Consider the following 12,768-nt stretch of genomic DNA (forward strand, 5'->3'; position numbering starts at 1 on the left):
CAAAACTAAGCCAATCGCGACACCCTAAAAATAAGTAGGCGGATAGAGAAGGTAAACATTACGCTCTATCCGCCTTTTTGGTGTGTCGCTGATGGGATCAATTGAACGCCAGCGAGCAAGCCGTTGTCGATACGTGGTTAGCGGATGGTTCTGACCATATTTATGGTATTTGTCGCAAGTTTTACTTCAACCAGAAAAACAATGAGCGCACTGATTAGAAACATCATAGCCAGTATGAATAGTACGATGACTGGTGTTTTTAAATCGACAACCCATAGAGACCCAGAAAACAGCGCCATAATGACGGTACACACCATCAGTCCAGCGGCGACACACAGCCCAATCGCCCAGTTAATCACTTTTACTCTGCGCCATAGCACCTTAATTTCTTTTTTTGAGCGATCGACAATATGCGGGTCTGATAGAGTATGAATCTGTCTTTCCGCCACCCTCACCCTGTCTGATATTCGGCCCAGCCGAGACGACATAACATTGAGGAAGCCCGCAATACCGGTAAGTAAAAATACGGGGGCAACAGCGAATTCGATAAGCTGTGAAAGACTAGGAATAAGTGTGTCCAATGGTTCCTCCAGCGAACAAAGTTTGGTGTTCTTACTTCAGGCAAAGAGTGATTAACCCATTGCTGCAATCTACTAACGTACTGCCAGTCTATATGCGTTAGATACACGTAAATTAGTATTAATGTATAAAACTAAGACTTGTGTTGTGACAGTAAAGTCTGCGAACTGCAAAGTCTACGCCAACGCTTAAATCAGAGATATGACGTAATGGTCAAAATGCCGCAACAGTTTAGCGAGTTTTAACCCATTCTTGCCTAAATTAACGATACACTAGCATCAGTTGCTAAAAAAACATTTTGTCATCATAAGGATAGATAATGCGCTTTGCCCCAAGCTTTCCTCTGTCGTTGCTAGCTGTGTCTCTGCTATCGCATGCAGCCATCGCTCAACAAACCAATGAAATAGAAAGAATTGAAACCACGTCTTCTCGTATACAGGGAAATATGAATGCTTCCGGTTATGCAGTGTCGTCTATTTCAGAAGAAACGCTTTCGCTGCTTTCATTTCAACATATCCAAGAGTCGCTGAATTACATTGGGGGGGCCGGCGTACAGCGGGGCAATGGGCAAGAGTATTTACCTGCCCTTCGTTCGCCAGTGTTAACCGGCGCTGGAGCGTGCGGCGGAATTTTAGCAGCAGAAGATGGTATTGCGTTGCGCGCAGCAGGTTTTTGCAATATTAACGAGCTGTTTGAAGCACACGGTGAAATTGCACAGCGTATTGACGTGATAAAAGGCCCTGCGTCAGCGCTTTATGGCTCTAATGCGATACATGGTGTGATTAATGTGATTACCCCTGACACAACCCAAGGCGACGGAGAGCTTAGCGTTGATTACGGGTCTTATGGGTTTCATCGCGTAAAGCTTAAAGAAGGGAAAGACTTTGGTCGCAGCGGCGTGGGTATTGCTGCCAGTGTTACCAGAGATACAGGATATCGAAATGAAGAGGGCGTTGACCAAGAGAAAGTCTCGCTTCGCCACAGGCTAGAGTGGGGCAGCACGGTTATCACGAGCGGCCTTACCTATACCCATCTGGACCAAGAAACTGCCGGCTACATCGAAGGGTTTGAAAGCTACAAAAATACACAAATAGCCAAAAGCAACCCAAACCCCGAAGCGTTTCGAAAAGCAGAAAGTTTTAGGCTATGGAGCAAGTTCGATACAAGCTTTAGCGGTGGTCATGCACTGTCGATTACACCTTACTTACGCAACCAGGACATGCGTTTTAGAATGCATTTTCTTCCAGGCAAACCCCTTGAAACGAATGCCCAAAAAGGCGTGGGTGTGCTTTCTCAGTTCCATTACGTCATTAATGACAGCCTAAGTGCAGATATAGGATTAGACGTAGAATACACAGAAGGTGAATTAACCCAGTCACAAGACAGCGCCACAGAAGGGTCAGCCTTTTTGGTTGAAACCATTCCTGCAGGTAAACACTATGATTATGATGTAGATGCCACGCTATTTGCGCCTTTCTTTACCTTTAATTGGCAAGCTGAGCGTTGGGCTATTTCTGTCGGCGGGCGCTTTGAGTCTATGCAATACGACTACACCAACAATATGAATGTTGGTCGTGTACGCGAAGATGGCACACAGTGCGGTTTTGGCGGCTGCAGATATTCCAGACCAGCAGACAGCGAAAATGATTTTGATAACTTTAGTCCGAAGCTTTCACTTCGTTATCAACTTAATCCTCAAACACAGTTATTTGGCGGCATCGCAAGAGGCTATCGCGCGCCTCAGGCAACAGAGCTGTATCGTTTGCAGCGTGCACAGACTGTTACTGATCTTGACTCGGTAACGGCCGATAATATCGAGATGGGCGTTACAGGTACACTATTTGACGGCAGCTATACGCTTAGCCTTTACAGCCTACAAAAAGATAATGTGATTTACCGCGACAGCGACTTTTTCAACGTAAGCAACGGCGAAACGTGGCATAGAGGCGTAGAGCTTACTTTTGACCAACCGTTAAGCGATATACTGCGCTTAGATTTTGCTGGTACATACGCAAGGCATACCTACGAGCACAGTCAGCTCTCAGGTGAACAAGACATTAAAGGTAATGATATTGATACTGCGCCAAAGCTTCAGTTTAACGCTCGTTTAAGCTTTGAGATGTCGAGCAAGGTACAAACGCAGCTAGAGTGGCAGCATGTTTCGAGCTATTTCACCGACGCTGAAAATCTCAACGAGTACGAGGGGCATGACTTGGTACATGCGCGTGTACGCTACAGCGTGAACGAAGACGTTACATTGTATGTGCGGGTTAACAACGTATTTGATACGGACTACGCTGAACGCGCCGATTTTACTAGCTTCACAGGCCCTCGATATTTTCCTGGGCGGCCTCGAAACTTCATGATAACGGCATCGTTCACGTTATAGATTCAAATAAGCAACCGTAATAGATAATTATTAATCTTGAAAATACAGACTATTGCCGTGATTTGCTTGTACCCCAGCGGCATCAGGCGTAGTCTGTAGGCATCAGCATGGGTCTCAGTCACGCCATGTATAGCGCTTGGAAAGGTCAGGCGACATACGTGGAATGATTGTTAATAGGTATACCCATGCAAAAAATAGTAATTGTTGGTGGCGGTGCTGGTGGTCTTGAATTAGCCAGTCGCTTAAGCCGCACCCTCGGGAGAAAGAAACAAGCCGAAATTACCCTCGTCGACCGCAGTCGAACCCATATCTGGAAGCCGCTATTACACGAAGTGGCCGCCGGTGTAATTGATAAGCATTCAGACGGTGTGGACTACGCCATCCACGCTGCAGCTCACCACTACCGCTTTCAATTAGGTGAAATGTGCTCGCTTAACGCGCAAGCGCAAACCATAACTTTGTCGCCTTTAATTGACGAAGAAGGGACTCAGGTTTTGCCTGAACGCGAGATTCATTATGACCAGTTAGTGCTGGCGGTTGGCAGCGTGAGTAACGACTTTGGCACACCTGGCGTTGCTGAGCATTGCTACTTTCTTGACTCGTTAAAGCAAGCTGAACGTTTTCACAGAGCGCTTCTTAATCAACTAATCCGCATCAATCAGCAAGAAGATAAAGACGCCAGAATTGATGTCGCTATTGTCGGGGCAGGAGCAACAGGTACTGAGCTAGCCGCTCAACTTCACCATGTGGCGAATTTGTCCAAGGCGTACGGAATGCCAGACATGTCAGCTTCTCGTCTTAAGATTACGATCGTAGAAGCGGGAGAGCGTATATTGCCTGCGCTACCTGAGCGTATAGCAAACTCTGCAAGAAAAGCGCTGCATAAGTTGGGCGTAGATATTAAAGAGCAAACCATGGTGGCAGAAGCCGACGCGAAAGGGCTGATCACAAAAGACGGTGGTCGGATTGACGCTGATTTAATGGTGTGGGCTGCGGGGGTGAAAGCACCGGACTTCATAACAAAGCTTGCGCTTTTTGAAACGAACAGAGCCAATCAAATTCTTGTTGATAAGCAGCTTCGCAGTTCATCTCATAAGAATATTTGGGTGCTAGGCGATTGCTGCGGTTTCCAGCAGGAAAATGGGAAGTGGGTGCCGCCTCGAGCGCAGTCTGCCCACCAAATGGCGGATATTGTTGCGCATAATATAACGTCGTTATTTAATCAAAAAGACACGAAAGATTTTACTTACAAGGACTATGGATCCTTGGTTCACTTAAGTAAATACAGCACTGTTGGAAGCTTAATGGGCTCACTGTCAAACAGCAGTATGTTCATTGAAGGGCGTCTAGCTAAGTTGGTTTACGTTTCTTTGTATAATATGCACCAGTTTGCAGTACACGGAAAAATTAAAGGTGCTCTAAAGCTCCTTGTGAAGAAGTTAAGTCAGGCCATCAGCCCTAAGCTGAAGCTTCACTAACCACATGTAAAAAAAGCCCCATGTTTGGGGCTTTCTTAAATCATAAATTTAGTTCGCTGGGACTAAATGTAAATAGCTATTGTTTCACGCCTTCAACGTGAAGCTCTAATTCTACCGTTTGCGACGCTGGGCCTAAATCATAGTCGATGCCATAATCTTTAAGTGCAATCGTCGTTGTGCCCATAAAGCCTGCACGATAGCCGCCCCATGGGTCTTTGCCTTCGCCAATCTTTTTGGCTTCAATTGTAATAGGCTTTGTTACACCATGAAGCGTGAAGTCACCCATTACATCCATCATGCCATTGCCTTTATCGACAATTTTTGTGCTGACAAACTTCGCCTCTGGAAAGTCGTCAACGTTTAAGAAATCGTCGCTCTTAAGGTGCTTGTCACGCTCTGCGTGGTTTGAGTCGATACTGTCGGTATCGATAGTCACCATAATTTTTGCTGCACTAGGTGCTGCGTCGTCGTAACTAAAAGTACCTTTAAAATCGTTGAAGCGACCAGTAAGCCACGAGTAGCCCAAGTGTTGAATTTTAAAGTTGATAGACGCGTGGGCGCCTTTGCTATCAATCACATAATCTGCGGCGTTAGCGGTGCTTAAAGACAGCGCAGCGGCCAAGGCAAGTGTTAACTTCTTCATCATTTCTCCTTTTTCCTCAATATCATCGAAGCCGTAACATCTGCTTCAGTGTGTCATAGTTACTAATAAAGTGGTGTTTCAGCGCAGCCAGCGCGTGAATGATCGCCAATACAATCACTGACCACGCAATATAAAAATGGGCCTCTCCTGCAATGTCTTCTTGATTTTCAAAGAATTCGCCCATTGCAGGTACAGAAAACCAATTAAATACGTCGATGCTTCTTCCATCGGCCGTTGAAATTAAATAGCCGCTCGCGAATAGCATGATAATCAAGGTGTACAGAAGCCCATGACCTATGCGACTTAACCTTTTTTCTAACGGGGTGCCATGTGACGGCGGCCGTGAAGTAACAACGCGCGTGACTAAGCGAATAACAGTGATGGCAAGCAAAATTAATCCAACACTCTTGTGCCAATGCGGTGCCGTCTTATACCAGTCGCTGTAATATGTGAGGTCGACCATCCACAGCCCTGAAGCAAACATGCCGACAATGGCAATGGCAGATATCCAATGCAAAATAACTATAGGTCTGGACCATCTTGATTTCATATCACTTCCGTTATTACTTACTTGCAATCAGGTTGTTTAGACCTTCAGTTAATGCGTTATCTCAAACGCTAAATGACCGCTGAAAAAACACCTCATGCATCAATTGAATCTAGTGTATTTCTAATTACGTTGGCTAAACATCACATTTAATGGGAGTGTTCGTTCTTGTTTTTAGAACGAATGTACAGCAAACAACCCACCAAACCTGAGTCGCGACACGATTAGTTTTCGAAGACGCGTCGTTTAATGGTCGATAAAATGCGCTAAACACCTCTATTAAACGCGCTAAATACTCTTATAGTTTAAATAGGCAGTAACAAAAGTGGCTGCTTTGCTTCAATGTTGTTTAGTTCAGTAGAGGTTGTACGCTTTGCGCGTTTCGTACGTTTTGTTGGCCGTTATTCTGCCAGCGTTATTTTCATCACTAGTATCCGTCTCCGTATTGGGAGAGGGAAGAAGTGTGCAAAATATTGCGGGGCAGTCGAACAGTGCAAATACGCTCTCAACCCTCATTAGCGAATGGGAAAGCTCCGCTTTTGAAGTATCTGACGACGACATTGATGATGGCATTTCGTTTGTCGACATCACCAGCGGCTTGGAAAAATACCGGTTTTCGGCTGGAAAAACGATTGATGCAAAAGCCTTTACTAGGCAGCGCGATAACATCATTCGAGGGCCACCTTCTTTCACTTAATCATTAAAAAACTGAATTTTTTATTTTTGATTAGGAGAAAGGTATGCACGCCTTAAATCTATATAAAACCGAAGCTATCGATACATTGGCATGGCCGGTTGTTGAAAACACTATTACTGTAAAATCATCTGCTATGGCGGTCTTCACTGACTTTAAGCAGCACTTACCACACGTTATTGATGCTCGAACTCCAGCAACGAAAATAGAGTCGATTATGCGTCAGTCTCATGTGCGTATGATGCTGGTGGTAAACAGTGAGAACCGTTTCATTGGTATTGTGACCAGTCACGATGTCGGTGAACAGCAAATCATTCAGCGTGTGAGCGAGCTTAAGATTAAGCGAGAAGAGCTCACTGTTCATGATTTCATGCGTCCTAAAACCTCGCTCATGTCGTTTGATTTCAGTGAGCTAATACGTTCATCAGTGGGCGACGTGATAGAAACACTCAAAGACTACGGGCAGCACCATTGCCTTGTCATGGACAGAGACAGCCATGAAATTCGTGGCGTAATCAGCGTGAGTGACATTGCTAGAGAGCTGCGTTTGCCGCTTGATATACAGGGCCGCCCTACGTTTGCTGAGCTGATCAACATTCTTGCCGCTTAATTTTCAATTTTCTCAATACTGAACCATACTTTGACTACGTGTTGTTTCAAAACAACTCGTAGTCAAAGGCATATATCGCCTTAACGGTATTTGCTAGCTTAATATTTTATCGAAGTAGTTAGGTGGTTATATGCAGTATGCTCATGGTGAATTTATTATTACACGCTGTGGTGATGCGGTGCTAACGCAAGCTTATGGGCCGTGGAACAGAGAGTGTGTAAATAGCTTTGCCAGTGAGTATCGCACGCTTTCCGAGTGCTTACATGGGAAAGCTTGGTGCGATATTGTTAGTGTTGTTGGCGAATCACTACTCATTCCTGATGCTGAAGCGCTGCTTCACGAACGTGTGGCTTCGGTAAATCCCATAGGGCTCACTCATGTGGCATTAGTGATGGGAGAGTCAAGCGTTCGAGCAACCACGCAGGCGCAACTTAAACGCGTGTATCGCGATACCAATATTGATTATATTTTTGTGGATTCCATAGAAGATGCTGTTGATTGGTTGTCTTCAAAAGGATTTTCCGTCGATAAAGATGGCATCGATTTGCATCGTGAGAAAGTAGCAATGAAGCTGTAGATAAAACTTGGTACGCATTTCGCAATGTTTCATAACATCTGTATAACATTGTTCGATGAAACGAGGCGATATTATGAATAGATCACTATTTCCTACCAGCGTTGTTACGAAAGCCTTCACTTGGGCATACCAGGAACTCGGTTTAAATATCAAGCAAGCTTCTGAAATATTGGGTATTTCTCCATCTTCTTTGGCGCAGACTACGCTACTTGGGTTTGAGAGTGGCACATCAGAGTACAGAAAGCAGCTCGCTTTTATTCGTATGTATCATTTACTCATTTCATTGTCAGATGGGGACAGTGAGCAAATGAAGGCGTGGTTTAGCAGTTACAATATAACGCTGGGCGCGACCCCTTTTGAAATGTGCAAAGCGTATGACGGCATTGAGAGAGTCGCCGATCAGCTTCGCAAACTGAAGCAGTCGACTTGTGGTCGAGAGCGCACACTCGCCGTTGTTGAGTTTTCTCATAAAGAGCACGTTGAAAAGACAGGTGCAAGGCTTCACTAAGCCACTTACTTAAGCGCTTTCGTCAATCGATATTATAAAGTCTGCGCACGCTTGCACCTGAGTAACGGGGATCATGTGGCCAGCGCCAGAAATAATTTTGTGTACCGCACTTCCTATTGCCTTTGTTACCGCGGTGATGTGCTCGTCGGGCCTCAAGATAGTATCTTTTTCACCATACAATACCCCAACAGGGCATTGAATATCTTCATAACGAGTTTGCTGACGGTGCAGACTGCCCTGCGCAGATACTGTATCTCTGCTACCTTCATAAAAGCTTCGAGAGTGAAGCGCTAATAAACCACCGCCTTCAGTTGAAAAGGACGGGGGGACAGGTTCGGGGTGAAAAATTTGTGCGACTTGTTTTCGACCTAACTTTGCACGCAGTGGACTGGCAATGGTTTTTGCAACACTGCTGCGTACCCATTCATTGGGTATGTAAAGCACCGAAAGAGGCCCGGCACCACCTTTTAGTGGTGTAGTTAACGGGCATAGAAGCGAAACCGATTTTATTTTGTCAGGTGCATCGATTGCCATCCTCAGTGCAATTCCTCCTCCCATTGAATGCCCAGCGATGCTCGCACTACCTATTCCCTCTTTTTGCATCCACTCGAGTATCATTTTACTTTGCTGTTCGAAGCTGGCGGATGTGCTTTTATAGCGGCTCGAAAATCCGCTGCCTGGACGATCAATGGTATAGACCGTGTAGCGGGAAGCGAGGGTTTTTGCTAATTCGCTAAAATTGTTACTATTGCCAAGTAAACCATGAATCAGCACAAGCGCCGGACCGTTTCCTTGCTTTTGCCAGTGAATAATTCCACCATCAACAGGCGTAAGTTTTCCTGATGGTGTGAATGAAGCTTCGATATTGCTGTCCATTTTGGCGGTAAACCAAATAAGCGCTACAACGATACAAATAATGATGAGCAATGCGATGATCATGTTTTATGTCCAAAATAAGGATAAAAAACAACCTATCGGTTAACGCAAAAATGGTCAAGTAAGCAGTAGTGATAGTGACCTATAGATGTAGAGCCGCTAGTGCTGCAACGTTAACGTGGTTACGCCATGACGTATTAGGATTTGAGATGGAATTAATAATAACCCCTTCTATCGCGATAGATGAAAGCGAAGCTGAATTGCAAGCTATTCGAGCACAAGGTAGCGGTGGGCAGAATGTGAACAAAGTAAGTAGCGCCATACATTTACGCTTCGACATAAATGGATCATCGCTGCCTGAAAAGCTACTTCAGCTTAAAGATAGTCGCGTAACCAACGACGGTGTTTTTGTGCTTAAAGCGCAAAATTATCGAACGCAAGAACAAAACAGAGAAGATGCGCTAGCGCGACTTGTTGCGTGGATAAAGGCTGCGACAATTGAACAAAAACCGCGCATAAAAACAAAGGTGAGCCGTGCGGCAAAAGCACGTCGTGTAGATGTAAAAAAACAACAAGGTGCTAAAAAATCTATGCGTAAGAAAGTGGAATTTTAAACAAAACTAATCTAAAGTATAAAGCCTTATAGATGTCATTTCGCAAGACAACGGAAAATTCTTACAATAATAAATGAATGTGTCTTGTGCTTATGCTAATTATTGGAACTTAGGGAAGCATACAAAGTGACGCGTTCGAACGTTATTCCTATGGTGTTATTTGCAGCCATAGTGGTTTCGCTTGGGATTAATACACCGCAAGCCGCAAACGAGATTATTGCTCGTTTGTTCAACAAATCTATTTCTAATACTGAACTACAGCCTTCACAGGCTGATGTTGACCGTTTTCAGTCTATTTTAACTGACAAGTCTGAGAAAGAAGTACGAGCTATTTTAGCTCAGCGTGCACTTGGTAATAAAATTACCGAGTCTGTTCTTTCAGATTTTGCCGATAAAAATGCGATAGAGCCAAATGAAAGCGAAATTCAATCTGCGTATTCTGTAATAAAATTATGGACCGTTGATTTGGACAGCGATGGCGCCTATCAAGATGAAGAGCTAGAGCGTTATCGTTTGGCAATGGCGGAAGGCATGGCAAAAAGCTGGAAAGTATCGAAAGCCCTTTACGAAGCGTACGGCGGAGATGTGGTTTTTCAACAGGATAACCCGTTAACACCAGTAGGAGCTTATCAAAAACTGTTTGAACAGTATCGCGAAAAGGGTGAGTTTGTTATTTACGACCCTGCTTTCAAAGCTGCGTTTTGGAGTTCAGTTAAAATGAAATATGCCAAAACTTACGACCCAGATAATATAGATTTTTCACTTCCCTGGTGGGAAAAGAGCATGACTGCTTCAGAAAAATAGTTCGAAAAGCCCTGTTTTTACAGGGCTTTTTTAATTCTTTTAAAAAAATCAAACTCAGTGCGGAATAAAAACTTTTCTTCAATCGTTATCTCAGTGTCCTTTATGAAAAACGGAGATAAACGGATGAAAAAGTTAAATACTGCAATTGCACTGGCTTTAGGTATCGCGTCAACGTCTGTGTTGGCTCAAGAAACCACGTTCTCTGCTAACACATCAGCTAATGCGTCGACTTCGGCATCGCTTTCACTAACAAGCGGTGCAACTACACAGTCTGCAAATCAGGTTAATACGCAGACTTCTGCCGAAGGCGAAGCATCTACGCAGAGCCAAATGTCCACCGAGACCTCAGCCGATACCGGTGAACAATTATCCGCAAACCAAACAAGCAACGATCTATCTGCCGGTCAGGGAGTGAGTCAAGTTTCTGCAACATCAGATATGGCGAACTCGATAACTTCGCCAGTGGCAGGCGCACTGGCAAGTAGTGTGTCTGGGTCATTATCTGTACTGTCATCAGCGTCTGGAAATGCAGAACAAGTCGATGGAGCAGAAAGTGAAGCAGAAAGTACAGCGCAGACAGCGCCAAGCTTGGCATTGAACCAAATCGGTTCACTAACAAACAATGGTGCGGAAAATACCCCAGGAGGTTCGCTAGCTGGCAGTGTAAGTGGTGCACTAAACAATACTGCAGAAACAGCAGCAGGTAGTACCTTATCGAACACGGCTGCAGGCACCATCGAAAGTGCGGTAAACGGCGGCGTAGCCAATACAGCAGCCAGCACCGTAGCAAGCTCAGTGACCAGTTCTGTAACCGGAACGGTTGGCACCGCTGTCGAAGGAACAATTATTGACACGGTAGGAAATACGGTAGAAGGCACGGTAGAAAGCACGGTAGAAGGCACGGTAGCAAGTACGGTGGATAGCTCTGTAGAAGGCGCAGTTTCAAATACAGTCGAGCAAACTGTGTCAGCAACAGTCGCAAATACGGTAGGAAATACGGTAGAAGGCACGGTAGCAAATACGGTGGATAGCACCGTAGCAAGCACGGTAAATAATACAGTGGCGAGTTCGGTTGAAAGCGCCGTAACAAGCACTGTAAACGACAACGTAGCTTCAAGTATTTCAGGTGCGCTTGGCCTTTAATATAAAGGCCTAAAACCACTAGGTGGGCGTAGAGCAACTTTGAGCTAGCACGTTAAATAGCCACCTTAAAGTCTGAGTGCGGCTTGTCTAAATAGAAAGGCAAGCCGCTATTTAAGGTCTAGGCTGCAGGTGCGAATACACTGCCTCGCTATCGTGCATTCCTTAAAGCGAGCACCTCAAGTCAAATCTCACGTCTCTCCTTAAAAACAGCAATCGCTAAGTTTCACTTTCTCTGTGGTAGGTAACAACAATGAATACGCAAATACTTCAACACTCATCAACAACAAACAACCTTATTCGTGGCGGCCGCAAATGCCTATCGCTGTCCGTGGCAGCTGTTTTACTCGGTAGTAGCGCTGCTTATGCGGGCTCTGACAGTCACTCGCACAATGATGAAGATGCGAATCATACAAACGCAAAACACCAAACGATTTCATTCTCAGGGTCTGGCTATCTAGGGTACCGCTCTGATAGCAATGTGAGCGTTAGCGAGCTCGATACGAATTCAGATGTGGCCGACGGCGCGGTACAGTCAGAAGCTCAGCTAAGGGTGCTGGTGAAGCCCACAGCGAAATGGGAAAATGTACTGTCGGTAAGTCAGGCGAATACCAACTATCAAACGCTAAGCGAGTTCGATCTTGGCCTTACCACACTGTCCGCTAGCACCAGCTATGCGTTTGACTTCGCCAAACTAGGAGCGCACTACTATCACGCTAGCGCTGAGCTAGACGGGCGTGACTTCCTCACCTATCAACAATCTGGATTATCTGTCGGAAAATTGTTGGGGCAGCGCACTTACTTGCGTGTTAGTAGCGACCTTATCGATAAAACAATTCGAGAACACGCCTGAAGGTGCGCCAATTCGAGATAGTGAAGCAGCTGCTGTGCGCAGTGACCTATTTTACTTCTTCGAAGGTGAAGACTTCTTCCAAATCGCACTTAAGTATCAAAATGAAAATGCCCAAAATAATGTGTTCGATTACACCGGTATTGGGATGGATCTAGCGTACACCTATCCTCTAGCGGTGTTTAGTAAACCCTTGAAGCTTACGGTTGCCTATCAATTAGATGTAAGAGATTACGCCTCAGAACAAGATGGAGGTATAGGCAGGGAAGACGACAGACACGTTGTTGAGATGAGTGCCGATTACGCCATTCACAACAATGTTGATATTAAACTGTCAACGCAATATGGAGACTTTGCTTCTAGTGTCGATGGCGCAAATTACCAAGAAACCATTGCTGAGTTAGGCATTAACGTTCATTTTTAGTGGGCGTTAATATAAGTTCTATAATGAACAGCACG

The 12,768-nt window shown here is 45.0% G+C and carries 15 protein-coding genes; 11 read left to right on the top strand and 4 right to left on the bottom strand.

What is annotated here, in order from left to right; all coding sequences use genetic code 11:
- Positions 1 to 137: 137 nt before the first annotated feature.
- The gene (locus BIZ39_RS03635; RefSeq protein WP_014951195.1) at positions 138 to 581 is read right to left on the bottom strand and encodes a DUF2721 domain-containing protein; all 444 of its coding nucleotides are present in this window, start codon (positions 579 to 581) and stop codon (positions 138 to 140) included.
- 317 nt (positions 582 to 898) lie between these two features.
- Between BIZ39_RS03635 and BIZ39_RS03640 the strand changes: the two genes are divergently transcribed.
- Both BIZ39_RS03640 and BIZ39_RS03645 read left to right on the top strand, forming a co-directional pair.
- Positions 899 to 2,968 carry a TonB-dependent receptor gene (locus BIZ39_RS03640; protein WP_187446369.1) on the top strand — a complete coding sequence of 690 codons (2,070 nt, stop codon included), beginning with the start codon at positions 899 to 901 and terminating at the stop codon, positions 2,966 to 2,968.
- Between the two features lie 185 nt (positions 2,969 to 3,153).
- Positions 3,154 to 4,446 carry an NAD(P)/FAD-dependent oxidoreductase gene (locus BIZ39_RS03645; protein ID WP_014951193.1) on the top strand — a complete coding sequence of 431 codons (1,293 nt, stop codon included), beginning with the start codon at positions 3,154 to 3,156 and terminating at the stop codon, positions 4,444 to 4,446.
- 76 nt (positions 4,447 to 4,522) lie between these two features.
- Here BIZ39_RS03645 and BIZ39_RS03650 read toward each other — a convergent pair whose 3' ends face one another.
- Positions 4,523 to 5,089 (bottom strand): YceI family protein, encoded by a 567-nt coding sequence (locus BIZ39_RS03650; RefSeq protein ID WP_014951192.1) that lies wholly within the window; start codon positions 5,087 to 5,089, stop codon positions 4,523 to 4,525.
- 22 nt (positions 5,090 to 5,111) lie between these two features.
- Positions 5,112 to 5,639 carry a cytochrome b gene (locus BIZ39_RS03655; protein ID WP_187446370.1) on the bottom strand — a complete coding sequence of 176 codons (528 nt, stop codon included), beginning with the start codon at positions 5,637 to 5,639 and terminating at the stop codon, positions 5,112 to 5,114.
- A 460-nt stretch (positions 5,640 to 6,099) separates the two neighbouring features.
- Here BIZ39_RS03655 and BIZ39_RS03660 point away from each other — a divergent pair, with 460 nt between their 5' ends.
- The 4 genes from BIZ39_RS03660 to BIZ39_RS03675 all read left to right on the top strand — a co-directional run bounded on the left by BIZ39_RS03660 (position 6,100) and on the right by BIZ39_RS03675 (position 8,025).
- Positions 6,100 to 6,333, top strand: coding sequence for a hypothetical protein (locus BIZ39_RS03660; RefSeq protein WP_014977718.1), 234 nt, complete (start codon positions 6,100 to 6,102; stop codon positions 6,331 to 6,333).
- A 43-nt stretch (positions 6,334 to 6,376) separates the two neighbouring features.
- Complete coding sequence (locus BIZ39_RS03665) at positions 6,377 to 6,940, top strand: CBS domain-containing protein (RefSeq protein WP_014951189.1); 564 nt, start codon at positions 6,377 to 6,379, stop codon at positions 6,938 to 6,940.
- Positions 6,941 to 7,070: 130 nt separating this feature from the next.
- Positions 7,071 to 7,517 (top strand): hypothetical protein, encoded by a 447-nt coding sequence (locus tag BIZ39_RS03670; protein ID WP_014951188.1) that lies wholly within the window; start codon positions 7,071 to 7,073, stop codon positions 7,515 to 7,517.
- Between the two features lie 73 nt (positions 7,518 to 7,590).
- The gene (locus tag BIZ39_RS03675; protein ID WP_061096125.1) at positions 7,591 to 8,025 is read left to right on the top strand and encodes a hypothetical protein; all 435 of its coding nucleotides are present in this window, start codon (positions 7,591 to 7,593) and stop codon (positions 8,023 to 8,025) included.
- Between the two features lie 9 nt (positions 8,026 to 8,034).
- Here the strand turns inward: BIZ39_RS03675 and BIZ39_RS03680 are convergent, their stop codons facing one another.
- Entirely contained in the window at positions 8,035 to 8,964 is a 930-nt protein-coding gene (locus BIZ39_RS03680) for an alpha/beta fold hydrolase (protein WP_061096124.1), read from the bottom strand.
- Positions 8,965 to 9,110: 146 nt separating this feature from the next.
- On the opposite strand from BIZ39_RS03680, the gene arfB reads away from it, so the two are divergent.
- The 5 genes from arfB (at position 9,111) to BIZ39_RS22495 (ending at position 12,733) form a co-directional block, all read left to right on the top strand.
- Complete coding sequence (arfB, locus tag BIZ39_RS03685; RefSeq protein WP_187446371.1) at positions 9,111 to 9,515, top strand: alternative ribosome rescue aminoacyl-tRNA hydrolase ArfB; 405 nt, start codon at positions 9,111 to 9,113, stop codon at positions 9,513 to 9,515.
- A gap of 126 nt (positions 9,516 to 9,641) precedes the next feature.
- A complete protein-coding gene (locus BIZ39_RS03690; protein ID WP_039229119.1) occupies positions 9,642 to 10,319 on the top strand; it encodes a hypothetical protein in 678 nt (225 codons plus the stop codon).
- 123 nt (positions 10,320 to 10,442) lie between these two features.
- Positions 10,443 to 11,462: a hypothetical protein gene (locus tag BIZ39_RS03695; protein WP_187446372.1), complete on the top strand. Its 1,020-nt coding sequence runs from the start codon at positions 10,443 to 10,445 to the stop codon at positions 11,460 to 11,462.
- A 250-nt stretch (positions 11,463 to 11,712) separates the two neighbouring features.
- Complete coding sequence (locus BIZ39_RS22145) at positions 11,713 to 12,312, top strand: hypothetical protein (protein ID WP_262385691.1); 600 nt, start codon at positions 11,713 to 11,715, stop codon at positions 12,310 to 12,312.
- Positions 12,266 to 12,733: an outer membrane beta-barrel protein gene (locus tag BIZ39_RS22495; RefSeq protein ID WP_316248213.1), complete on the top strand. Its 468-nt coding sequence runs from the start codon at positions 12,266 to 12,268 to the stop codon at positions 12,731 to 12,733. Before BIZ39_RS22145 ends, BIZ39_RS22495 begins: the two co-directional genes overlap by 47 nt.
- Positions 12,734 to 12,768: the final 35 nt, after the last annotated feature.

Source organism: Alteromonas sp. BZK5 (assembly GCF_014349115.1).
Classification (GTDB): Bacteria; Pseudomonadota; Gammaproteobacteria; order Enterobacterales; family Alteromonadaceae; genus Alteromonas; species Alteromonas macleodii.